A 24,129-nucleotide genomic window follows, 5' to 3' on the forward strand; every position below is an offset into this window, starting at 1 on the left:
CTCAATCCGTTTCGTCGTACACCAGCGACGGATTGTTCATGGAGCGGGCAACATCGCTCAGGCCGGTGATGATGTGATTGGCAAAGAAACTGCTCTGTGTGTCGGGCTCCAGGGCGGCGATGGCCAGGTTGGCCAGGGGCTGGTTCAGCGGCACGTAGTAGCTGCCTTCCGGCACATCGATGGCAATGCGCTGCAGTTGCACCTTGACGCGCTCCACCGAGCGGGAAGAGGGGCCCAGCACATCGTTTTTGGCACTGCTGCTGCGCTCCACTTCCTGGTAGGTATCCGCCAGCATGTTGCCGGGTTCGGCAACCCGCAGCACCTGCAGCCCCAGGGCGCGCAGCTTGTCAGCGGCTTCGCCGGCACCGGTGGACAGCCAATAGCCGCAAGGGCGGGCCCGCGTCTCACCAGGCTGCAGCTTGACGGAGGATTTCCAATCCACCTCTTGCGGGCGGTCTTCTCCAGTCTGCGGGTCGAGGAAGACAATGCGCCGTTTTTCAGTGGTTTGCTGCGATTCAAGGACGAACTGGCCGCGACAGGCTTGCGATGCCACATCGCGGGCGACGAATGCGCGAACCTGTTCCAGATCCTTGGCGCGCTGCGCCGTGGTCTGCAGCGCCGATGTGAGTGCCACCACATGGCTGTGCACGCGGCGCTGGATATGGGCGCGGCCAATGCCGACGCCACGGGTCTCGATCAGCAGGCTGGGCGAATTCTTGAGGGCGTAGACATTGCGGCCGGTATCCGGGCGCACGCCGCCCATCGACAGCGTCAGGTCATCGGCCTTCTTCGTGGTGGTGTAGTACCAGTTGGTGCTCATGCCCTGGTCAGTCAGCGCTTTTTGCATGGGCAGCAGATACCATTCATTGGCCGCCTTGCCGATGAACTCATGCGTATTGGCGGTGGTCGGGGTCTGCAGCAGAGCGTCGTAGCGCTGCACAGCCTGGAATTTTTCCAGATACCGGCCGGCGACGGTGAATTCGTGCGAGTCAAATACCGCAACGGGGCGGTAGTTGCGGCTGAGCTTGGCCAGCGCGTCGGCCTCAGGGGTCTGCAGCAGCAGATGGTCGCGGTTCATGTCGATGCCGTTGGCGGTAGTGCGCCGGCCCGAGGCTGCGCCATCCGGGTTGGCGCGTGGCACCAGCAAGACATTCAGCTTGTCGAGCACAGGCGCAAGCGGGCCCTGGGCCAGTGATTGCGACAGCGCGAGCAGGGCTTCGCTGCCAGCGGGCTCATCGCCGTGTTGCTGGCCGATCAGCAATACCGTCGGGCGTCCGCTGGCATCGAGGTCATGCAAGGTGGTGCCGGCGGCCCGCGTCAGCAGCAGTGCATGGATGGGCGTGCCCTCCTGCGAGGTGCCTGCGGTGATCAGCTCAGCCTTGGTTCCTCCGGCTGGAGCTGCGGCGATCTGTCGCAGCATCTGGCTGAGCTCCGCGTTGCTGGTGAATGTGGTGCGTCCGGTGGTCAGGCCAGGGGTGCTGTAGGGCGTTGCCGGATCAGGAAACCGCGCGGCAACTTCGGGGCTTTCCTGCCACACGCTCAAGGGCGTGGCCTGCAGTGGCGTGGATTCCACAGGGGTGCTGATGACGCCTGGGTTGCTGACCCCTGGGATATGTACCGGTGCTGGCCCCTGGCTCTTGGGGGCGGTGGTGACCGTGCCGGGCACTGCCGTTGGCGTGCTCGTCCAAGGCGGCAGCGGCGTGCTGGTGCATGCGCTTAGCAAGACGGCAGCAGAGACGGCGCAGGGCGCCATCCAGCGCGAGGCAGTGTGAGAGGAATGGGGTTGCATCATTGTTGTTGCGTGACGAAGCACGGCCCTCCTGAAAATAACGTTGCCATTATGCAAAACGGAGACTGGCGTTTGCGTAGGATGGGTGCGAAAGAAAAACATGCTGCAGTTGATGTGCAGCAGAGAATCCAGTTTCTCAGAATGTACCAGCGACCGGCGTAGTTGCTGCGGAGTTGGGCCCGGTGGCGGCTCGCTCCTTGTCCGGAAAGCGCAGGCGCAGCAGAGCGCGGACAAACCCATGGTCGGAGCGCGTGCGGTCACGGCCCTCGTGCAGGTGGTCATTGAAATAGTCCAATCGGCGCACATCACCAACGGAGTGCTTGCTGAGCGGGTCGAACTCCTCGCTCACCAGGATCTGGTCGAGCACGGCAGGAGACCCTTGGTGGATGTGTGAATAGGCGACATCCTTTTTGAGGGCCGCATCACCGAGCAAATCGTAGGCGTTGAACAGGGCGCGGTCGCGTGCTCCCCGGTCATAGGCGACCTCTGATGTAGCGGCGATCAGCTGGGTGGTGACGCTGTCGGGTGTGTCATTGAAGTCGCCCATCACGACGAGGGGCATGCGCGTGTGCCGCAGCAGATCGATCACCAGGCAGCGCATCGCCAGGGCTTCCACCCCGCGCATGATGAGTGAGCGCAGCGAAGCCAGGGCTGCAATCTTGGGGTTGTCGCGGTCTTCCAGCGGATTGCCTGCTTCGTCTTGCAGGAATTTGGGGCGCTTGGATTTGAGGTGGCATGTGAGTACCGACACCACTTGGCCGTGCTTCATCTGCAAGGTGGCAACCAGCGGTGGGCGCTCGAACTTGTCGTGTATGCCCAGCCCCGGGATCGGCTGGCCCAGGCCCGCCGGAAAATCCGGGAACGAGCGGCAGGCCAGTACCTTGAGCCTGGTGGCAATGCCGACACGCGGTGTGCCGCTTGCACCAGCCTGTGCGTCGGTGTTCTCGGCGCCAGGCACCGTCACAAAAGGGTAGTGCAGGCCGCTGAGCTTGAGGGCTTCCTGCAGCGCAGCTGCATCCCAGACCTCCTGCACTGCCAGGATATCGGCATTGAGCGTTTGAAAGCGATTGGCCAGCCATTGCACCTTTCGCTCGTACTGGTTGCGGGTGTAGGCGTCCTGGTTGGCGTAGAACACGCGTTCGGGAAGCGCCAGATTCAGGGTGTTGCAGGTCGCAACGGTGAGGGTGTCAAGAGGTGCTGGTGAAACAAAAGGCCGCATAGAAATCTCTTTCTGATGCGGCCCTACCGTAGCGGAATCTGGTGACTAGATCAACGAAAAGAAGATTTGTTCACCATGCAAATGCTTATCTTGAAAACGAATGGTTACGATTTCCTCGTCCGCCATTGCCGCCATTGCGGTTACCGCCGCCGAAGCCGCCACGGCGACCGCGTTCAGCCATGCTGTCTACGCTGGTGCGCATGGGGTCTGGTTGCGCGTTGCCGCCACGGCGATGATCGCGGCCATCCACGGTGCCGCCAAATTGGGTGCCCAGATGGGCATCGGCGCGCGGCTGGCGCTCGTCATGGCGAGGGCCGCGTGGATTATTGCTGTGGCGGGGATTGGCGCCCTGCGGATGGCGGGGTTGTGCGCCTTGTCCGCCTGCCCGGCGCTGCTCGCCGGAGCCGCGAGGGCCCTGGCGGCTGCCTTCACGCCGTGGGGGGCGCTGTTCGCGGCGGGGTTGCTCCATGCCTGCAGCATCAAATTCGCCGCCTTCTGCCCGGGGAGCTGCGCCGCGCTTGGCATTGCGCTGGCCGCCATTGGCATTGCCTGCGCTACCCGTGCCGCGGGTTGCCTTGTTGGTGCGAATGCGCTCCATCATTTCCTGGCGGGCGGCCTTGGCTGCTGCCTGCATCACATCGCGGCTTGGCGGTTTGCCAGCACCGCCCCAGATGGTTTGCCGGCCCATGGCGATGGGCTCGGCCTTTTCGCCTTCTTCAGGGCCAAAGCCATCAATCACCTGCACGGGGATTTCCTGCTTGGTGAAGCGCTCGATGTCCATCATGAAGCCTTCTTCATCCATGCACACCAGGCTCACGGCATTGCCTTCGCGGCCCGCGCGGCCGGTACGGCCGATACGGTGCACATAGTCTTCCGAGACATTGGGGATCTCGTAGTTCACCACGTTGGGCAGTTCATCGATATCGATGCCACGCGCTGCAATATCGGTAGCAACCAGCGCACGCAGGTCGCCGGTCTTGAAGCCTTCCAGGGCTTGGGTGCGGGCGCTTTGGCTCTTGTTGCCGTGCAGGGCCATGGCCGAGACGCCATTCTTGGTGAGAAACTCGGCCACATTGTTGGCGCCAAACTTGGTGCGCGTGAACACCAGCACCTGGCTCCAGTTGTTTTCCTGGATGATGTGCAGCAGCACCTGCTTTTTCTTGCCGCGGCCTACGGGGTGGATCACCTGCTTGATGCGCTGCACCGTGGTATTGCGCGGCGTGACCTGGATGGACTGCGGGTTTTTCAGCAGGCCGTTGGCCAGCTCGCGGATTTCATCGCTGAAGGTGGCGGAGAACAGCAGGCTTTGCTTGTCCTTAGGCACCAGGGCCAGCACCTTCTTCACATCGTGGATGAAGCCCATGTCCAGCATGCGGTCGGCCTCGTCCAGCACCAGGATTTCCACGGTGGACAGGTCCAGAAAGCCTTGCTGCTGCAGGTCCAGCAGGCGGCCAGGCGTGGCTACCAGTACGTCGATGCCCTTTTTGATGCGGTCGATCTGTGGCTTCATGCCAACGCCGCCAAAGATGACGGTGGATTGGATGTCCAGATGCGTTGCATAGTGGCGCACGTTTTCTTCCACCTGGGCCGCCAGTTCGCGGGTGGGCGCCAGGATGAGCGCACGGATGGCCTTGCCGCCCCATTGGTTGCGGCTGCCTTCGGATTGGGAGAGGCGGTGCAGCATGGGTAGCGTGAACGCTGCGGTCTTGCCAGTGCCGGTCTGTGCGCCGGCCAGGAGGTCTCCACCTTGGAGCACTACAGGAATGGCCTGGGCCTGGATGGGGGTAGGGGCGTCGTAGCCCTGCTCGCGCACAGCCTGCACAATGGCTGGTGCCAGATTCAGTTCTTCAAATGTCATTGGATCAGATGCGTCCAACCTGGACGCTGGGTATCAGCCTTGTCTCAGCAATTTCTTGGAGTTATTGCCGCCAGTCAAAGGCAGATGGGTTCAAAGAGTGGAGCCTGGAATTGATGTCCGTCGTCCCCAGCATTAGCGCTGAAGTCCTAGGCAACTGGAGCCTTTGACTGGGGGTATTGTCGCATGCACCGATAATCCTGGGGTGGCCGCGACCAAAAATCGCATATTTTTTTACTGATTTACCAAAACAACACATGGCTCAATACGTTTTTTCGATGAACAACGTCACCAAGACGGTTCCTCCGAAGCGACAGATTTTGAAGGGCATCTCGCTCAGCTTCTTCCCTGGCGCCAAGATCGGTGTGCTGGGCCTGAACGGCTCGGGCAAATCGTCGCTGCTCAAGATCATGGCGGGCGTGGACAAGGAGTTCGAAGGGGAGGCCATTCCCATGCAGGGCCTGTCCATCGGTTATCTGCCGCAGGAGCCCCAGCTCAACCCCGAGCACACGGTGCGCCAGGCCGTGGAAGAGGCCATGGCTGAGGTGAACAACGCCAAGGCGCGCCTGGAGGAGGTGTATGCCGCCTATGCGGAAGAAGATGCGGACTTCGACGCGCTGGCTGCAGAGCAAGGCCAGCTCGAAGCCATCATTGCAGCTGCCGGTACCGATTCGGAGCACCAGCTTGAAATCGCTGCGGATGCGCTGCGACTGCCTCCTTGGGACGCTGTTGTTGGCAAGCTCTCCGGTGGCGAAAAGCGCCGTGTGGCGCTGTGCAAGCTGCTGTTGTCCAAACCCGACATGCTGTTGCTCGACGAACCGACCAACCACTTGGACGCTGAATCCGTCGACTGGCTGGAGCAATTCCTGCACCGTTTCACCGGCACCGTGGTGGCCATCACCCACGATCGCTACTTTCTCGACAACGCTGCCGAGTGGATTCTGGAACTGGACCGTGGTCACGGCATTCCCTACAAGGGCAATTACTCCGACTGGCTGGTGCAGAAGGGCAATCGCCTGGAGCAGGAACAAAAGGGCGAGGAAGCCCGTGCCAAGGCCCTGAAGAAGGAGCTGGACTGGGTGCGCCAGAACGCCAAGGGGCGGCAGGCCAAGTCCAAGGCCCGTATTGCCCGCTTTGAAGAGCTGAGCGATTACGAATACCAACAGCGCAACGAAACGCAGGAAATCTTCATTCCTGTGGCAGAGCGCCTGGGCAGCCGGGTGATCGAGTTCAAGAACGTCTCCAAGGCCTTTGGCGACCGCCTGCTGATCGACAACCTGAGCATGAACATTCCGGCTGGTGCCATCGTCGGCATCATCGGCCCCAATGGCGCGGGCAAGTCGACCCTGTTCAAGCTGATCGCAGGCAAGGAGCAGCCTGATTCTGGTGAAGTGGAAATCGGCCAGACGGTGAAGATGGCCTATGTGGACCAGAGCCGCGACGCGCTCTCCAACGACAAGACGGTGTGGGAAGACATCTCCGGCGGCCTCGACATCATCAATGTGGGCAAGTTCCAGATGGCTTCGCGCGCGTACGCCGGGCGCTTCAACTTCAACGGCCAGGACCAGCAGAAGAAGGTCGGCAACCTCTCCGGTGGTGAGCGTGGACGGCTACACTTGGCCAAGACCCTGATCCAGGGTGGCAATGTGCTGCTGCTGGACGAACCGTCCAATGACCTGGACGTGGAAACCTTGCGTGCACTGGAGGACGCCTTGCTGGAGTATGCGGGTACCGTGCTGGTGATTTCGCACGACCGTTGGTTCCTTGATCGCATCGCCACCCACATTCTTGCGGCAGAAGGGGATAGCCAATGGGTATTTTTTGATGGAAACTATCAGGAATACGAATTAGATAAGAAGAAGCGGTTGGGTGAAGAAGGGGCGGCGCCAAAACGTATGCGCTACAAAGCCCTGAAGTAAAGCCGACACACCGCCCGCCGCTTCGCGCAAGCGCCGGGCGTTTTACTTTGGGGAGTGGATTACAGTGGAACAGCGCGCAGCATCCGTATTCGACACCTGTCTGGAACAGGCCCTGCAAGAGGCTGAGCCTCTGATGACGGCCATGGGCAACGCCGCTTTGGCCTCTTTGCGTGCCAAATTGTTGGATCCTGCCAACAGTCATCTGGAACCTTTATTGCAGGATGCCATTGAACAGTTGAAGCGCGGACGGGGGGTCTTGCAGGCCAATTACGCCAAAAGGTTGCGCCAGGCAGCCTTTCTGATTGCCCAGGGCAAGCCTGCCGACTACCACCAGTTGATGGGTGGCGACAACATGGCATCCGCGGATGCCATGGAATCCGATGTACTGCGCAACCAGATCGAATGGGGCCGGGTGCAGATCAGTCTGCTGCAACAGACTGGAGAGAGTCTGGCTGCCCTTGAGCGGGTATACCGGCCATTGCGCAAGATCACCCGTTACTGGCGCAATGGCAATCCGCTGCACCATACGGTGTACCTGGACAGCCTGCAGGCAAGCCTGCACGACCAGGGCATTACCACCGAGGCGACGTCGCTGTTCCTTGCGGACATGGTGGGCGTGATGGCCGATCACCTGCAGATCAGCTACCGGCGCATCATGACTTTGGCAATGAACAGCTATGCCGAGCTGCTTGCCAAGGCCGAAACCAAGCGCCAGGCCGAAAAAGCCAATACCAAGGCATTTGCGCGCAAATCCAAAAAGCTGTTCGAGATTCCGGAGCATTGCCCCGTGGGGGCCGTGCGCGCCTACAAGAGACTGATCCCTGTGCTTGAGCGTCTGTCGGAGCGCGACGCCAGCTTCTGGACTGACGCCTCACACCCTGCGCGCCTGTTGGTTCAGGCCATTGTGGACAAGGCGACCGCGCTCAAGGACAGCGGCGGGAGCATGTCATACCCGGAGTTTCCGGGGGTGGTGTCGGAATCGGTTGAAACCTTGTCTGCGCTCAAGATGCCAGCCTGGACGGATTTCGCGCAGGCGCTGGTGCGCCTGGATGCAGCTGCACCCATTGCATCACGTGCAATACCTGCCAGCCGCAGGCCTGAGCTGGCTATTGATTCCAGTCAGCCCGTAGAAAGCCAGTGGGACGCATCCGAGCTCATGAGCATCAACCCGGAATCGGAGCTCACCACATCGGATTTCGCGGGCCTGGATGCTACGCCAGCCTCGCTCATGGATCTGTCTGCTGCGACGGCTCCGGCTGCTGCCACTGCAGGCAACGCAGCTTCCGCGGAGGCGAACAGCCTCGAAGCCATGGAGCAAGATGTCATGGCCATGGTCGCCTTGCATGTCCGCAGCATCGACGCCGATCCGGCTGTGCTGGCCGTACTCACCAACGCCTGGCCCAAGGTGCTGTACCAGGCGGCGCAACGTTCGGGGATCGAATCATCGAGCTTCCGCGCCTACCGCCAGGTGGTGCCTGAAGTGCTGGCCTTGGCAGATGCCCACGCGGGAGCGGCCCCGCTCAGCGAAGCGGATGTGCTGATCCCGTCATTGCTCACCCGCCTGAAGCTGGGGTTGACCAGCATCGGCTGGATGCCCGAGCGCATTGCTCCCGTGTTGACCTCGGTCGCCCATATGGCGCCCAGTGCCATTGTGGAGCTGCAGGTGGTGCAGGACGAGGAGCCCGCCGAGCGGGCTGTTGCTGCACCCCCTCCGGCGGCGCCAGTGGCTGTTTCCGCCGCCGCGCGCGCACCGGTTTCGGTGGCGCAGGATGCCGTCCTGCACATTTGCGGCCAGAAAGTCCAGGAGGGCGTGCGTTTCGAGTTTCTCAGCCGCGGCGAATGGGTGCCCAAGAAGCTGAGCTGGTCCAATCCCCAGGCCACCATGTTTCTGTTTACCGCCAGCGATGGCGCCAACCAGTCCATCACGCGGCGCATGCTGGAAAAGCTGGAGCAGGAAAACGCCGTGCGCGCGCCCTGACCACGCGGCTTTGGCGTTGGCCTGCGCATGGCCCGTGGCACAATGGCGGCCGTTGGTGGTTTCCGGGAGGACATGCCCGGGGCCGCCCGTCGTCATGAGCCGGTGCAGGCAACAATTCTGCCGCCCGGCCTACATGCACCATTACCTGGGGAATCTTTGCAAAACTCCCTGCCGTGGTCTGAACGCGGCGTCGGGCGATCCGCTGCGTTGTCTTTTGCGCCAATGGCTCCGGCTATTGCCTTCAAAAGATACCTTGCGGCGCGTCCCGGTCCACGTCCGGCCCATCTGGCAAAGGTTCTGCAGAGGATTCCTGGCTAACAAACCGGCCTGTCGTGCTCAGCGGCAGGCTTTCAAGGGGACAAACATGAGCCATATTTCTCGCCGCGCCCAGGGCATGGGCAATGCCGCATCGCGCCGTACCGTTCTGGCCGCTGCACTGCTGGGTGCCAGCGCCTTGGTGCCTTTGGCCGCGCAAGCAGCCGATGTCAAAAAATACCCGGAGCGCCCGGTGCGCGTAGTGGTCGGCTTTTCGGCAGGCGGCACCACCGACGTGGTGGCCCGCATCATGGCCAAGGAACTGACGGCCGAGCTCGGCCAGTCGTTCGTGATCGACAACAAGCCCGGCGCTGGCAGCAACATCGCCACCGAGCAGGTGGCGCGCGCCGAGCCCGATGGCTACACCTTGCTGTTTGTGGCGGTGACCAGCGCCATCAACCAGACGCTGTACCCCAAGGTGCGTTTTGACCTGGTCAAGGACTTTGCGCCGGTCGCCCTGGGTGCCAAGGTGCCCAATGTGCTGGTGGTCAACCCCAGCGTGCCAGTCAAGAACGTGCAGGAGCTGATCGCCTACGCCAAGGCCAATCCGGACAAGGTGTCCTACGCCTCTTCGGGCAGCGGCACCTCCATCCACATGGCCGGTGAACTGTTCAAGCTGCGCACCGGCCTCAAGACCCAGCACATTCCCTACAAGGGCAGCGCTCCCGCGCTCACCGACCTGATGGCTGGCCAGGTGCAATTCATGTTCGACAACATGCCCTCGTCGTGGCCGCATGTGATGAACGGCAAGCTCAAAGCCCTGGCGGTCACCACCAGCAAGCGCTCGCCCACGGCGCCTGATCTGCCCACCATGGAAGAAAGCGGCATCAAGCCGTTTGATGTATCTTCCTGGTTCGGCCTGATCGCCCCTGCAGGCACGCCGCCTGAGGTGGTTCAGAAGCTCAATGCCGCCATGAACAAGGCCTTTGACAAGCCCGAAGTGAAAGAGGCCTATGCAAAGCTCGGCGCCGTGTCGGAGAAGAACACGCCTGAGCAGTTCGGCGCTTTCATCAAATCGGAAGTGGCCAGCTGGGCGCCTGTGGTCAAATCTTCGGGTGCCACCGTGGATTGATGGAGCAGGCCGCGCACAGCGGCCGCCACAATTTAGTAAAACGAGAGCTGTCAGCGCTTGTTGGTGTTGGGTTTCATGGTGTTGTAATTCTGAAATCAAGCAATGACATGCGCCGACGGCTATTATTTTTTACAGCCATGCCCTGAGCGGCATGGCGTGCCATGTTTTCCGCCTTGCAGGATTGATCCGCCATCGATGAACGCTCCCGTATCGCCAGCCATCACCCCCGGTCTGATGGTGATCCACAGCAACCACCCCGAAGCGCTGCGCGATCTGGTGGTGGCCTGGATGCGGCGCTACCCGCTCGCGCCGCTGGAGAGCGAAACCATTCTGGTGCAGAGCAATGGCATTGCGCAGTGGCTCAAGCTGTCGCTGGCGCAGCCGGTGGCGCAAGGCGGTTGTGGAGTTACAGCTGCCGTTGATGTGCAGCTGCCCGCGCAGTTTCTGTGGCGCGCCTACCGCACCGTGCTGGGCAAGCACCAGGTGCCCGAGATTTCACCGCTCGACAAGCAGCCACTGACCTGGCGGCTAATGCACCTGCTGCCCCAGCTGCTGCAGCAGGACACCTTTGCCGCACTGCGCCGCTTTCTGCAGGACGATGGCGACCAGCGCAAGCGCTACCAGCTGGCCGAGCGCATTGCCGATTTGTTCGACCAGTACCAGGTCTACCGTGCAGACTGGCTCGAAGACTGGGCGCAGGGCCGCGATGTGCTGCGCACGGCCAGAGGGGGCGAGGCGCCGCTCGCGGCAGACCAGTGCTGGCAGGCCGCGCTGTGGCGCAGCCTGCTGGACGATGTAGGCCCTGCCGACATGCAGACCAGCCGCGCTGCCGTGCACCAGCAGTTTCTGGACTTCTGGCAGGTGCCGCATGCCACGCCCGTGGGGCTGCCGCGCCGTGTCGTGGTGTTTGGCATCTCGTCCATGCCTGCCCAAACCCTGCAGGCGCTGGCCGCCATTTCTTCCACCTGCCAGGTGCTGCTGTGCGTGCACAACCCGTGCCGCCACCATTGGTCGGACATCGTTGCCGACAAGGACCTGCTGCGCCACCAGTACCGCCGCCAGGCCCGCAGAAGCACCATGGCCCACGCGCTGAGCGATGACGAACTGCACCAGCACGCCCACCCCTTGCTGGCGGCCTGGGGCAAGCAGGGGCGCGATTACATCCATCTGATCGACGAATTTGATGACTCGCGTCAATGCGCAGCGCAACTGGCGCCCATCAACGGTGGCCGCATCGATCTGTTCAGCGACGACAAGCCCCGCCACATGCTGGCCCAGCTGCAGGACGATATTCTGGACCTGCGACCACTCGCAGAAAGCCGCGCGCGCTGGCCGGCGTTCTCGCCCACGCAGGACGGCTCCATCCGCTTTGCGACGGCTTTCAGCCCGCAGCGCGAAGTGGAAGCACTGCACGACCAGCTGCTGGCGCGCATGGACGCCGACCCCGCGCTTGCGCCACGCGACATCATCGTGATGGTGCCGGACATCAACGACTACGCGCCGCATATTGAGGCCGTGTTTGGCCGCATCGGGCGCGACGACCCGCGCCACATCCCCTACACCGTGGCAGACCAGGGCCAGCGCGGCCGCGCCCCGCTGCTGGTGGCGCTGGAGCACGTGCTGGCCATGCCGGAGAGCCGTTTTGCCGTCAGCGAAATTCTGGATCTGCTGGCGGTGGACGCCGTGCGCCAGCGCTTTGGCATCGATGAAAGCGATGTGCCGCTGCTGCACCGCTGGATTGAAGGCGCCGGCGTGCGTTGGGGACTGGATGCTGCGCAGCGCGCGCGTATCGGCCTTGCGCAGGCGGGAGAAACCAACAGCTGGCGCTTTGGCCTGCGCCGCATGCTGCTGGGTTTTGCTGTGGGGCAGGGCGAGGCGCTGGCAGACATCGAGCCGTACGACGAAATCGGCGGCCTCGACGCCGTGGCGTTGGGCGGGCTGGCCGCGCTGCTGCGCGCGCTGGAGCAATCCTGCACGCTGCTGGCCGAGCCGGTTTCGCCCGAGGCATGGGTGGAACGTGCGCGCACGGTGCTGGAGCTGCTGCTGGCGCCCCGCCAGGAGCGAGAAAGCCTGCTGCGCGATCAGCTGCTGCAGGGGCTGGACAAATGGCTCACCCAATGCAAGGCGGCGGAGTTTGCAGACGCGGTGCCGCTGTCGGTGCTGCGCGAGGTGTGGCTTGCGGGCATGGATGCTGGCAGCCTCAACCAGCGCTTCATGGCGGGCTCGGTGAGTTTTTGCTCGCTGATGCCGATGCGGGCCATCCCTTTCAAGCTCGTGTGCCTGCTAGGCATGAACGATGGCGCCTACCCGCGCCCCATCTCCGTGCTCGATTTTGACCTGATGCGCCAGGAATACCGGCCGGGCGACCGCTCGCGCCGCGACGACGACCGCTACCTGCTGCTGGAAGCCGTGCTCTCGGCCCGCGAGCAGCTCTACATCAGCTGGGTGGGGCGCAGCATCCGCGACAGCACCGTGCGACCTGCCTCGGTGCTGGTAGGCCAGTTGCGCGATCATCTCTCGCAAGGCTGGCGGCTGGCGGGTGATGGCCAGGCGCCGCACGGCAGCCAGCCGCCCTCCGATGCGGAACGCGCGCGCATGCTCGCCGCCATCACGCAGGAACACCCGCTGCAGGCCTTCAGCCCGCGTTATTTTGCGCAAGCCATGGCAGGCGGCAACCCTTCTGACGGCCTGTTCACCTATGCGCAGGAATGGCATGGCGTGCATGTGCCTACGCCCACATCCGTGCCAGCGCCCGCCACTATTGACGGGTATCAAGACGTACATGCGGCTTTGCTCCCTCCGGAGGCGCGCGATGCGGCGGTGGGGCTGCGTGCGCTGCAGGATTTTGCCCTCCAGCCCGTGCAGGCTTTCTTCCGCCAGCGCCTGCGCGTCTACTTTGCCGATGAAGCCCTGACCAGCCAGGACGACGAAATGTTCACCCCCGATGGCCTGCAGGCCTGGCAATTGCAGGCCCGCCTGCTGTCCGATGTGCAGCCCTGGCTGGAGTCGCAGGACGCACAGACCCTGCAGGGCCCGCACCTGCCAGCCGCCCTGGCGGCGCAGCTGGCGCTGTCTGCGGGCCGCCTGCAGCGCGAAGGCATGCTGCCGCTGCAAGGCTTTGCCGAATGTGCGGTGCAGCCCGCCACCCAGGCGGCGCAGCGCGGCCTGCTGCACTACGCACAGGCGCTGCGCATCTGGCCACAACGCATTGACGAAGCTTGGGAGCTGCGTAGCAGCCATGCAGACGCTGGTATCGACGTGGCAGACTGGCTGCGCGGCCTGCGTGCGGCGGCGGGCGTGGCCGAAGCGGATCTCACCCGGCCGGACCTCACACGCCCCGAGCAATGCGCACGCATCACGCTCTCCGCAGGGCGATTGCACTCGGGCAAGGAAGTGCGGCATGACCGCCTGCTGCGCCACTGGGTGGAACACCTGGCTTGGCACGTGGCCGGGCGGCCGCTGGTGAGCGTGGTGTGCAGCGAATCGGGCATCGCGGTATTGCCACCGCTGCCCGCCCCACAGGCCCGGATGCACTGGCATGCCCTGCTGGCGCTGTGGGCCGAAGGCATGCGCGAGCCGCTGCCCCTGGCCGCGCGCACCGGCATTGCCGCAGCGCAGGGCATGCAGGCGCAGCAGATTGCCGGTGTGTATGACGACGCCTACCGCGGTACAGGCGAGGTGCAGCGCCTGCCCGAGCTGGCGCGCAGCTACCCCGATTTTGACCACCTGCAGGCCGATGGCCGCTTTGCGCAACTGGCGGCCCAGCTGTATGGCCCGATGCTGGAATGCGTGCGCCTCATCAGCAGCCATGATCCCGCAGCGCTGGGCCGCATCGCCCGTGGCGAGGCAGATACGGGAGGCGCGCCATGAGCGGGCAGGGCACCGTGCCGCAACGCCTGGCAGACGCCGTGCAGGCCCTGCATCCCCTGCAGTTTCCGCTGTGGGGCAGCCGCCTGATCGAAGCGAGCGCGGGTACGGGCAAAACCTACACCATTGCGGCCCTCTACCTGCGCCTGGTGCTGCAGCATGGCGCCGAAAACGCTTACCGGCGCCCGCTGGTGCCGCCAGAGATCCTGGTGGTCACCTTCACCGACGCCGCCACGCAGGAGCTACGCGACCGCATTCGCCAGCGCCTGGCCGAAGCAGCCGAGCTGTTTGGCCGCGACCCGGCAGACACCATCGGGCTGGATGCGGTAGACCCCTTGCTGCTGGCGCTGCGTGCGGACTACCCCGACGCCCAATGGCCCGGCTGCGCCCGCCGCCTGCGTGAAGCCGCCAACTGGATGGACGAGGCTGCCGTCTCCACCATCCACAGCTGGTGCTACCGCATGCTGCGCGAACATGCCTTTGATAGCGGCAGCCTGTTCCAGCAGCAGCTGGTGACCGACCAGACCGAGCTGCTCACCCAGGTCGTGCAGGATTACTGGCGCACCCAGTTCTACGGCCTGCCCGCCAGCGCGCTGCGCAGCCTGCAGACCGTGGTGGCTTCGCCCGCCGCACTGCAGGACGCGCTGCAAGGCATGTTGGCGCGGCAAGAGGCCGAATGGCAGTTTGAGGGCCAGGCGCTGCCAGCGTCCGCAGCGGTGGATGTTGCGGCGCTCCTGAACCATGCCGCCGAGCAGGCCGAGCGCTGCGAACAGCTGCAGGCAGCCGCGCGTGATGCCTGGCGTACCCACCGCGCCGATCTGGAGCAACTCTTTGCCACGCTGCTGCCGCACTTCAATGGCACCACCTACCCCAAGAAAGACGAAGAGGGCGTGTTCGATGGCTGGATGGCCAGCATCGCTGCCTGGAGCGAAGGGGCCGATGCACCGGCGAAGATCCGCGCCTTCAGCCAGTCGGGCATTCGCCTGAAAAAAGGCGCCAGTGTACCCGCGCACCCCGCGCTGGCGGCGCTGGATGACTGGCTGGCTGCAGACGGCGAAGCCGTGCCGGCCGCAGCGCAGATCAAGCCGCTTTTGCTGCGCCATGCGCTGGGCCATGTCAGGCATGCACTGAACGCCGAAAAACAGCGCCGCGCCGAGCTGGGTTTTGACGATCTGCTGCAACGCCTGGACGCCGCCTTGCAGGCCGAAGGGGGCGAGGCGCTGGCAGCGCGCATCCGCGCGCAGTTTCCGGTGGCGATGATCGACGAGTTTCAGGACACCGACCCGCTGCAGTACCGCATCTTCGAGCGCGTGTACGCCATCGATGCCAACGACGCTGGCCTGGGTTTCTTCATGATTGGCGACCCCAAGCAGGCGATCTACGCGTTTCGCGGTGCAGATATCTACACCTACCTGCGCGCGCGTGCGGCAACGGCTGGGCGCCACTATTCGCTGGGCACCAACTACCGCTCCACCACGGCGGTGGTCGACGCCGTCAACCACTGCTTTTCCCATGCCGAGGGGCATGACAGCGGGGCATTCCGCTTTCGCCAGGGCCCAGCCAACCCGGTACCGTTTGTGCCCGTGGGCGCCAATGGCCGCAGGGAGGGCTTGTTTCTTGCAGGGGCCGCCCAGCCCGCCATGACCCTGTGGACCCTGCTGGCGCCGGAGCGGGAAGCGGATGGCGAAGGCGTGGAGGGGGCAGGTAGTGCAGAGGAGGCCGCCGCCAGTGCCGCATCCACACGCACCGGCGTGCCCGAAGGCCAGTACCGCCGCCGCATGGCTGCATCGGCGGCTGCGCAGATCACCGAATGGCTCAATGCCGCGCAACGCGGGCAGGCCGGGTTTGGCACCGACCCTGATGCCCTGCAGCGGGCGCTGCGCCCGGCCGATATCGCCGTGCTGGTGCGCGGCCGCGCCGAAGCCGAGCTGGTGCGCGAGCAGCTGGCGCTGCGCGGCTTGGCCAGCGTCTACCTGTCCGACCGCGATTCCGTCTTCCAGACCGCAGAAGCCGCCGACATGCTGCGCTGGCTGCGCGCGGTGCATGCGCCGACTGACGACGGCTTGCTGCGCACCGCCCTGGCTACCGCTGCCATGGGCTGGTCGTGGCAGGCGCTGGACCGGCTCAACCATGACGAACAGCACTGGGAGCAACTGACCCTGCGCATGCGTGCGCTGCAGCAGCTGTGGCAGAAAAAGGGCGTGCTGCCCATGCTGCGCCAGTGGCTGCTTGATTTTGACCTGCCCGCGCGCTGGCTCGCGCAGACCGGCGGCGAGCGGCGCCTCACCAATGTGCTGCACCTGGCCGAATGGCTGCAGCGCACCTCGGCCGCTGTCGATGGCGAGCAGGCGCTGATGCGCGCCCTGGCCGAGCAGATGGCGCGGCCCGAAGGCGACGAGGAAATCTTGCACCTGGAAAGCGATGCCGATCTGATCAAGATCGTCACCATCCACAAATCCAAGGGGCTGGAATACCCGCTGGTGCTGCTGCCCTTCATCAGTAGCTGGCGCGATTTTGATGGCAAGAGCCGGGGCTACGCCCAGTTTCACGACGCGGCCACCGGCGCGCTGGTGGTAGAGCTGAGCAACAAGCACGCGCCCGCCGTAGCTGGCCACAATGACGAACGCCTCAGTGAAGACATGCGCCTGCTGTACGTGGCGCTCACGCGCGCTCAGTACGCGCTGTGGCTGGGCATTGCGCCCATCGCCAAGGGCAGCAGCAAGGCCGGTACGCTGGAGAAAAGCGCCATTGGCTACCTGCTGGCAGGCGGCAACAAGCTGCCGGATGCGACCTTGGGCGCCACCTTGCAGGCGTTTGCCCAGGGCTGCGCAGGCATTGCCGTGCAGCCGCTGCCGCCAGCGACAAGCCCGGACGCGGTGCGCTACACGCCGCCGCCAGCCCCCGCTCTGCATGCACCGCGCCACCCGCAGCGCCGCTACGACGAACACTGGTGGATCGCCAGCTTCTCGGCACTGACCGACAAGCTGGGGCATGTTGGCCATGTTGGAGATGTGGCAAGCCTGGCGTTGCAGACAGTGGATGCCATTGATTTGGATATATCAGCGCAAGACGGAAGGACGCCAGAGCCCGAAACAGCCCAGGAAGACCAATACCTGGAGCTGCAGGACGTGGCCCCCGACACGCCAGGCGCTACGCTACCCGTGCGCGCAGCCGCTGCCGTGCCCGGCAGCCTGCATGCCTTCCCCAAAGGGCCGGATGCCGGTAATTTTCTGCACGGCATGCTGGAATGGTGTGCGCAGGAAGGCTTTGGCGCTGTACTGGCACAGCCTGCGCAGCTGGACAACCTCATCGCCCACCGCTGCAAGGTGCGTGGCTGGGCGGACTGGGCCGAGCCGCTGCAGGGCATTGTGCGCCAATGGCTGCAGGCGCCGCTCGTGCTGCAGGGCGAAGCCGGGCCTTCGCTGGCCCAACTGGCGCAGTGGCAGGTCGAGATGGAATTCTGGCTGCCCGTGGTGGGCCAGGCATCGTCTGCCCAGCTCGATGCGCTGGTGCAGCAGCACATTGCGCCGGGCCAGCCGCGGCCTGCGCTCGCTTACAACCGGCTCCATGGCATGCTCAAGGGCTATATGGACCTGGTGCTGGAGCATGGTGGTCGCTACTACGTGCTCGATTACAAATCGAACTGGCTGGGCACGGACAGCACGGCCTATACACCCGCTGCCATGCAGGCTGCGGTGCTGCAGCACCGTTACGATGTGCAGTATGTGATCTATACCTATGCGCTGCACCGCCTGCTGCAGCTGCGCCTGCCTGGCTACGATTACGAACGCGATGTAGGTGGCGTGGTGTACTGGTTTCTGCGCGGCGTGGATGCTGCGGGCGCCGGCATGTATGCCGACAAGCCGCCGCGCGCGCTGATGGATGCGCTCGATGCCCTGTGGGCTGCGCCGTGATGAAGAATGCAATGACACGAGAAGAACAAGATTTGACTGCGAACACCTCTGGCCGGGAGCGCCGCCGTGAGGAGCAGGCGCGGCCTGCCGTGAAGGTGGCCGCCGACAGCGCCACAGCCACCTTGCTGCACACGGTGCAGCGCTGGACGGCCCACGGCTGGCTGCGCAGCCTGGATGAGGCGCTGGTGCTCTTTCTGCACGAGCTGGACCCTTCTGCCTCGCCACTGGTGCTGCTGGCCGCTGCGCTGGCCAGCCACCAGCTGGGGCGCGGCCACGTTTGCCTGGACTTGCGCGCCACCCTGGCTGGTAGCCGTTTTGTTCTGTCGCTGCCGCCTGATGCGGCCGACCAGGGCAGCGGCGCGGTGGAGGCTACGCCCCTGCCATTGCCCAGCGAGCTGCTGGCGAACGTGAGCCTGCCCCAATGGCAGGGCGCACTGCTGGCCAGCGCACTGGTGGCGGGCGAAGGCAAGGCCACGCAGGGCGGCACGCCGCTGGTGCTGCAGGGCGACCGCCTGTACCTGCGCCGCTACTGGCAGCACGAGCAGGACGTGGCGCGCGCCATTGGCCAGCGCATCGATGCCAGCGGCCGCCTGCGCGCCGCGCGCACGCCCGCGCAGGATGCCGCGCTGCGCGAGGCGCTCGATGTGCTGTTTGCCCCGCAGGGCGCAGATGCCGAGGGCCCTGACTGGCAGAAGATGGCCTGTGCGCTGGCTGCCACCAGCGCCTTTGCCATCATTACCGGCGGCCCGGGCACCGGCAAGACCACCACCGTCGTCAAGCTGCTGGCGCTGCTGCAGCACATGGCCTTGCAGCCCGATGCGGCCAGTGGCAAGCCCGCGCGTCCATTGCGCATCTGCCTCGCCGCGCCCACGGGCAAGGCCGCTGCGCGGCTGACCGAATCCATCGTGCAGGCGCTGGGCCGCATCTCCGATGCCGAAATGCCCCACACGCCGCCAGTGGTGATGAACGGCGAGGCGCGCAGCCTCAAGCAGCTCATCCCCGCCGAGGCGCAGACCCTGCATCGCCTGCTGGGCAGCCGGCCCGAGAGCCGCCACTTTCGCCACAATGCGCAGAACCCGCTGGCGCTCGATGTGCTGGTGATCGACGAGGCGTCGATGGTCGATCTGGAGATGATGGCCGCCGTGCTGACGGCGCTGCCGCGCGATGCGCGCCTGGTGCTGCTGGGCGACAAGGACCAGCTCGCATCGGTGGAGGCGGGCGCCGTGCTGGGTGAGCTGTGCGCGCAATCGGAGCGCGGCCTGTACTGGCACGAGACCGCACACTGGCTGCAGCAAGTCACCGGCCAGCAAGTGCCCGCGCAGCTGCAGGACATGGCAGGAAAACCGCTCGACCAGGCGGTGGTGATGCTGCGCGTGAGCCACCGCTTCCATGCCCAAAGCGGCATTGGACGGCTGGCGCGCGAGGTCAATGCCGGTAACGGCAAGGCCATCAAGGGCCTGCTCAAGGAGCAATACCCGGATGTGGCCGCGTACGCAGTGCCGGACATCACGCACTCATCGCTGGCACAGCTCGTGATCGATGGCGGCGGCAAGCGCTTTCCTGAAAGCGCACAAAAGCAGCAGGGCGGCCCGGTGGGCTATGGCCACTACTTGCAATTGCTGCGCGCCATGCCCCAGGAGGGCGGCCAGGCAGCGCTGGACGAATGGGCGCACGCCCTGCTGGCCGCGCACAGCCGCTTTCAGGTGCTGTGCGCACTACGCAGCGGCCCCTGGGGGGTGGAGGGCATGAACGAGCGCATTGCCCAGCTGCTGGCCCACCGCGACCTGATTGCGCACAGCAGCGGCTGGTATGCAGGCAGGCCGGTGCTGGTGACGCGCAACGACTACAGCCTGAAACTGATGAATGGCGACATCGGGATCACGGTCGAAGTTCCGCTACACCATCAGGAGCCGATGGCGCAGTCTGTGCGTTTGCAAGAAGTCAATCACGCCACAAACCCGTTGCGCGGGCTGCGCGTGGTGTTTGCCACCAGTGAAGGCCTGCGCTGGGTACTGCCCAGCCGCCTGCAGGCGGTGGAGACGGTGTACGCGATGACCATCCACAAGTCGCAGGGATCGGAGTTCGACCATGCCGCGGTGGTGCTGCCGCCGCAACTCTCGCCCATCATGACGCGCGAACTTGTCTACACCGGCATCACCCGCGCCAAGAACTGGCTGACGGTGGTGGCAGGCGGCACCAGCAGCTTTGCAGTACTGGAGCAGGCAAGCAACCTGCAGGTCAAGCGCGCCAGCGGCCTGCGGCAAGGCGAGCTGTGATGCATGAAGCGGGCGGGAGTAATCGCCACCGCCCCTTTTGAACAGGGCCTGAAAAACAAAAAGCGCCTGCAGTGCAGACTGCGGCGCAACAAAAGGCTTGCCAACGTTCATGGCACATGGCCAGAGCAGGGCATAACAAGGCGTTCATAACCTCCATCGTTTCATCGAAAAAATGCGTGGCTACCCGACAAGTCGTTGGCTGGCTAAAACGACCCCGAAGCTGAACAGGCCCCGAGTGTCGCCCCACGATGAAACAATCACTGTTGCGTTGGCACAAGCGCTTTTTGGAGGGAGCGTCTGCGCCTTCTGCAGCGGCGATGAACGAATCATAACATTGAATGAGAATAATTATCAATAAGAATGTGGATAAATTCTTTGCCAGACCCTCATTTTGTGTAAGTGTTTGTTTTTGTGTTGGTTCCTGCCGCAAATTGCGCATAAGCAAGGGTGCGCGCGTCGCAAAATTTTGGTAACTTATGGCTATCAATACAACAAACAGGATTGCGGAGGATTGCAATGATGAACAACAGCTACAGTTTCAGATCGAGCGTGCTGGCGCTCCTGGCGCTGACGGCTTCTGCATGGTCTCAGGCTGCGTGCTACACCGTCTACAACGCCAAGAACGAAGTGGTGTACCGCAGTGTGGAGCCGCCCGTGGATATGTCCAAGCAACTGCACCAGTCGCAAAGCCAGCTGCCTGCTGGCAGCCAGGTCGTGTTTTCGCCCAACCAGAGCATTTGCGTAACGGAAGTCAATGAGTTGCAAGCAGGCAAGGGTTTCAAGTCCACCAACGCCAATATGGTCACCGATCAGTTGAATCTGGGCAGCATGATTACTGCCCAGTGATCCCATGTGGATCCGGCCCATCGGGCTCATCTGGCCCTGGGGCCAGCCTGAAAAGCCAGCCTTCGTGCTGGCTTTGTTCTTTGAGGAAACTGCGCTGGCTGCTCCGGTGCCTCGGCAGACAGCGCCACCATTGCGCTTGAAATTGCCACAGGTTTGCTTTGGGCCATTGCCCGGCCTGCGAAAATAGCGGGATGAGTGAAGCGCAGACCCCACCAACATCCCCCACATCATCCCCTGCAGCCGCTGAAATGGCTGCCGACATTGCTGCGCGCGAAGCAGCGCAGTTTCCTGCAGATGCCTTGTGCATCACCTCCATGGACATGGATGCCCAAGGCGTGGCGCGCCGCGCCGACGGCAAGGTCGTGTTTGTCGACGGAGCCTTGCCCACCGAATGGGTCAGCGCCAAGACACGCCGCAAGAAGAACAACTGGGAGCAGGCCGATCTGCTGCAGATCCACCGCGAATCCTCGCAGCGCGTGCGCCCTGGCTGCCCCCATTTTGGCCTGCATGCCGGCGCCTGCGGCGGCTGCAAGATGCAGCATATGCACGTAAGCGGCCAGATCGCCATCAAGCAGCGCGTGCTGGAGGACAACCTCTGGCATCTGGGCAAGGTGGTGCCCGAGACCGTGATGCGCCCCATCGAAGGCCCGAGCTGGGGTTACCGCTTCCGGGCGCGCCTGTCGGTGCGCTATGTGGCAAAAAAGGGCAAGGTGCTGGTGGGTTTTCATGAGCGCAAAAGCCGCTACATCGCCGATATGGCAACCTGCAAGGTGCTCCCGCCCCATGTCGATGCCATGCTGATGCCCATGCGCGAACTGATCGCCAGCCTGGATGCGCGCGAGACCTGCCCGCAGATCGAAGTGGCTTGCGGCGACGATGTGACCGCGCTGGTGCTGCGCCACCTGGAGCCGCTGTCTGATGCCGACCAGCAGCGCCTGCGCAGCTTTGCCGCTGCGCATAACGTGCAATGGTGGCTGCAGCCCAAGGGGCCGGACACCGTGCGCCTGATGGACGAGGGCGGCACCCAACTGTCGTATGGCCTGCCCGATTTTGGCATCACCATGCCTTTCAAGCCGACCGACTTCACCCAGGTGAACCCGCACATCAACCGCGTGCTGGTGACCCGCGCTTTGCGCCTCTTGGATGCGAAGAAGACCGAGCGCGTGATCGACTGGTTCTGCGGCCTGGGCAACTTCACCCTGCCGATTGCCACGATGGCGCGCGAAGTACTGGGTATCGAGGGCTCGGACGCGCTGGTGCAGCGCTCGCACGAGAACTATGCGGCCAACAATGCTGCAATGCCAACCGGTCAGGCGCTGGCGGCTACTACTTTTGTAGCGCGCAATCTGTTCGAGATGACACCAGAGATGCTGGTGGCAGATGGCCAGGCCGACAAATGGCTGGTCGATCCACCCCGCGAAGGCGCGTTTGCGCTCTCCAAGGCCCTGGCAGATATCCACAAGGCGCGCCACCAGGTGCCCGACGCGCCGGTGTTGCCCGAATCCGCCAAGGATTGGACGCCGCCTGGCCGCATCGTCTATGTCAGCTGCAACCCGGCCACACTGGCGCGGGACGCGGGGTTGCTGGTGCACCAGGGAGGCTACCGCTGCGTGGCGGCGGGCGTGGTCAACATGTTCCCGCATACGGCCCACGTCGAAAGCATGGCCGTCTTTGAATGGGATGGTCATCCGCCTTCCGTCAAAGCAGAGGCAGAAGCAGATTTGGTCGCGCTGGCAAAAGAGAGCGAGAACAACCTCATGGACGCCTGACAAGGCCGATTACCACCTTTTCAGGAACAAATGCTGTGATGGTGGTGACGGATTCCATCTGTTCATAGCCGGTTATGCTAGTGGAACCAGGAATGTGCGCAAAGTCCCCTCGCTCCAGCGAGAGTGGCTTTGGACACATCCTTTCCATCTGAACCGATTCGATTGAGGAGAGTCACCATGAAAACCAAACCCGTGCTGGAGCTGGCCGATGTCAAGGCCATCCTGAACGCTGCCGAGGCCGAAGCGGCCAAGAACAACTGGGTCGTCAGCATTGCCGTGGTGGACGACGGCGGCAACCTGCTGGGCATGATCCGCCGCGACGGCGCAGCCCCCGTGTCTGCCCACATCTGCCAGGCCAAGGCGCGCACCGCAGCACTCGGCCGCCGCGACACCAAGGGCTATGAGGACATGATCAACAATGGTCGTACTGCCTTCCTGAGCGCGCCCGTGATCGACGGCATGCTCGAAGGCGGCCTGCCCGTCATGAAAGATGGCGAATGCCTGGGCGCTGTGGGCGTGAGCGGCGTCAAGGCCAGCGAAGATGCGCAAATTGCCAAGGCCGGTATTGCTGGCATCGGCCTGTAATTATCAACATCAGCAGCATCTTCAGCGATAGCAAGCTCTGTGCATAAAGCGGCCATCTGGCCGCTTTTTTCATCCCCAGCTCCCGGGGTGTTCTCGGGGGCTGTGCGTAGCGCAAGAGGCGCAGGGGGCAAATGCTCTGGGATGACTCGCATCAAGCGCCACTGCTTCTGCGTGCGACAGCGATGGAGATCGCCAAAGAACAACGGCCGCAGTAGCGGCCGTTATGCATATGGACAGTGGGAAAAAAGTGCCTGGCTACGTGGCAAGCCTCTGGCTGGCAAATACGACCTTTGGAGGGTGTGTTGGCCTCCTAGAGTCGCCCCACGATGAAACCTATTTCGTCAGGATCAACTTGCCCAGCTTGGTAGCCTGCAGGCGGTAGATGGCCCCGTTGTGCAGAATGGAAACCGCCTTGGCGCCCTGCAGCAGCTCGCTGCTCTCCAGGGTACCTGCAGGGCACACGGGCTGGGGCGTGCTGGCAGTGCTGAGCGGGGCAGTCTTTGGTAGGGCAAGAGGTGCGCTGGTTTGCATGGCAATCGCTTGTTGATTCAAAACTTGATCAAATGATAACGATTCTTATTTGCAGTGTCCAGCGTTTTTTTCGGATACCCGTACAAGACCTCGGAAATAAGCCTCGCCCATTGCGTTGAATGGCGTTGCGCGCGCTTTTGTCCGATGCGCAAGCCATCCCCATGAATTTGCTACCACCCTTGCTCCAAGAGTCT

General features: G+C 63.7%; 14 protein-coding genes. 10 read left to right on the forward strand and 4 right to left on the reverse strand.

Annotation, left to right across the window (positions count from 1 at the left end):
• Position 1: 1 nt before the first annotated feature.
• A complete protein-coding gene (locus HNP33_RS08500; protein WP_325064919.1) occupies positions 2-1,573 on the reverse strand; it encodes a M14 family metallocarboxypeptidase in 1,572 nt (523 codons plus the stop codon).
• Between HNP33_RS08500 and HNP33_RS21280 the strand changes: the two genes are divergently transcribed.
• Entirely contained in the window at positions 1,563-1,772 is a 210-nt protein-coding gene (locus HNP33_RS21280) for a hypothetical protein (protein WP_325064920.1), read from the forward strand. The genes HNP33_RS08500 and HNP33_RS21280 overlap by 11 nt on opposite strands.
• A gap of 153 nt (positions 1,773-1,925) precedes the next feature.
• On the opposite strand, the gene HNP33_RS08505 is transcribed toward HNP33_RS21280, so the two are convergent.
• Both HNP33_RS08505 and HNP33_RS08510 read right to left on the reverse strand, forming a co-directional pair.
• Complete coding sequence (locus HNP33_RS08505; protein ID WP_184707320.1) at positions 1,926-3,008, reverse strand: endonuclease/exonuclease/phosphatase family protein; 1,083 nt, start codon at positions 3,006-3,008, stop codon at positions 1,926-1,928.
• 85 nt (positions 3,009-3,093) lie between these two features.
• Positions 3,094-4,866 carry a DEAD/DEAH box helicase gene (locus tag HNP33_RS08510; RefSeq protein ID WP_184707322.1) on the reverse strand — a complete coding sequence of 591 codons (1,773 nt, stop codon included), beginning with the start codon at positions 4,864-4,866 and terminating at the stop codon, positions 3,094-3,096.
• Between the two features lie 254 nt (positions 4,867-5,120).
• Here HNP33_RS08510 and ettA point away from each other — a divergent pair, with 254 nt between their 5' ends.
• From ettA to HNP33_RS08555, 9 genes are all read left to right on the forward strand, one after another.
• Positions 5,121-6,782, forward strand: a complete 1,662-nt coding sequence (gene ettA / locus HNP33_RS08515; protein WP_184707324.1) for an energy-dependent translational throttle protein EttA — start codon at positions 5,121-5,123, stop codon at positions 6,780-6,782.
• 64 nt (positions 6,783-6,846) lie between these two features.
• Positions 6,847-8,760 carry a DUF1631 family protein gene (locus tag HNP33_RS21285; RefSeq protein WP_184707326.1) on the forward strand — a complete coding sequence of 638 codons (1,914 nt, stop codon included), beginning with the start codon at positions 6,847-6,849 and terminating at the stop codon, positions 8,758-8,760.
• 364 nt (positions 8,761-9,124) lie between these two features.
• The gene (locus HNP33_RS08525; protein WP_233464444.1) at positions 9,125-10,147 is read left to right on the forward strand and encodes a Bug family tripartite tricarboxylate transporter substrate binding protein; all 1,023 of its coding nucleotides are present in this window, start codon (positions 9,125-9,127) and stop codon (positions 10,145-10,147) included.
• A gap of 195 nt (positions 10,148-10,342) precedes the next feature.
• Entirely contained in the window at positions 10,343-14,017 is a 3,675-nt protein-coding gene (gene recC / locus HNP33_RS08530) for an exodeoxyribonuclease V subunit gamma (RefSeq protein WP_184707328.1), read from the forward strand.
• Positions 14,014-17,928: an exodeoxyribonuclease V subunit beta gene (gene recB, locus HNP33_RS08535; protein WP_184707330.1), complete on the forward strand. Its 3,915-nt coding sequence runs from the start codon at positions 14,014-14,016 to the stop codon at positions 17,926-17,928. Before recC ends, recB begins: the two co-directional genes overlap by 4 nt.
• Before the next feature lie 32 nt (positions 17,929-17,960).
• Positions 17,961-20,204, forward strand: coding sequence for an exodeoxyribonuclease V subunit alpha (gene recD / locus HNP33_RS08540; RefSeq protein WP_221452028.1), 2,244 nt, complete (start codon positions 17,961-17,963; stop codon positions 20,202-20,204).
• Positions 20,205-20,723: 519 nt separating this feature from the next.
• Positions 20,724-21,050: a hypothetical protein gene (locus HNP33_RS08545; RefSeq protein ID WP_184707334.1), complete on the forward strand. Its 327-nt coding sequence runs from the start codon at positions 20,724-20,726 to the stop codon at positions 21,048-21,050.
• A gap of 248 nt (positions 21,051-21,298) precedes the next feature.
• On the forward strand, positions 21,299-22,819 hold the full coding sequence (gene rlmD / locus HNP33_RS08550; RefSeq protein WP_233464445.1) for a 23S rRNA (uracil(1939)-C(5))-methyltransferase RlmD: 1,521 nt from the start codon (positions 21,299-21,301) through the stop codon (positions 22,817-22,819).
• Between the two features lie 177 nt (positions 22,820-22,996).
• Positions 22,997-23,404: a heme-binding protein gene (locus HNP33_RS08555; protein WP_184707338.1), complete on the forward strand. Its 408-nt coding sequence runs from the start codon at positions 22,997-22,999 to the stop codon at positions 23,402-23,404.
• 333 nt (positions 23,405-23,737) lie between these two features.
• Here HNP33_RS08555 and hemP read toward each other — a convergent pair whose 3' ends face one another.
• Positions 23,738-23,935, reverse strand: a complete 198-nt coding sequence (hemP, locus tag HNP33_RS08560) for a hemin uptake protein HemP (RefSeq protein ID WP_184707339.1) — start codon at positions 23,933-23,935, stop codon at positions 23,738-23,740.
• Positions 23,936-24,129 lie beyond the last annotated feature (194 nt).

Source organism: Comamonas odontotermitis (genome assembly GCF_014207855.1).
GTDB lineage: Bacteria > Pseudomonadota > Gammaproteobacteria > Burkholderiales > Burkholderiaceae_C > Comamonas > Comamonas odontotermitis_A.

Coding starts and splice junctions, on each gene's coding strand:
- HNP33_RS08505 (WP_184707320.1), bottom strand. CDS start 3,008: ATGCGGCCTTTTGTTTCACCAGCACCTCTTGACACCCTCACCGTTGCG.
- hemP (WP_184707339.1), bottom strand. CDS start 23,935: ATGCAAACCAGCGCACCTCTTGCCCTACCAAAGACTGCCCCGCTCAGC.
- rlmD (WP_233464445.1), top strand. CDS start 21,299: ATGGCTGCCGACATTGCTGCGCGCGAAGCAGCGCAGTTTCCTGCAGAT.
- ettA (WP_184707324.1), top strand. CDS start 5,121: ATGGCTCAATACGTTTTTTCGATGAACAACGTCACCAAGACGGTTCCT.
- HNP33_RS08525 (WP_233464444.1), top strand. CDS start 9,125: ATGAGCCATATTTCTCGCCGCGCCCAGGGCATGGGCAATGCCGCATCG.
- HNP33_RS08510 (WP_184707322.1), bottom strand. CDS start 4,866: ATGACATTTGAAGAACTGAATCTGGCACCAGCCATTGTGCAGGCTGTG.
- HNP33_RS08545 (WP_184707334.1), top strand. CDS start 20,724: ATGAACAACAGCTACAGTTTCAGATCGAGCGTGCTGGCGCTCCTGGCG.
- recC (WP_184707328.1), top strand. CDS start 10,343: ATGAACGCTCCCGTATCGCCAGCCATCACCCCCGGTCTGATGGTGATC.
- HNP33_RS08555 (WP_184707338.1), top strand. CDS start 22,997: ATGAAAACCAAACCCGTGCTGGAGCTGGCCGATGTCAAGGCCATCCTG.
- recB (WP_184707330.1), top strand. CDS start 14,014: ATGAGCGGGCAGGGCACCGTGCCGCAACGCCTGGCAGACGCCGTGCAG.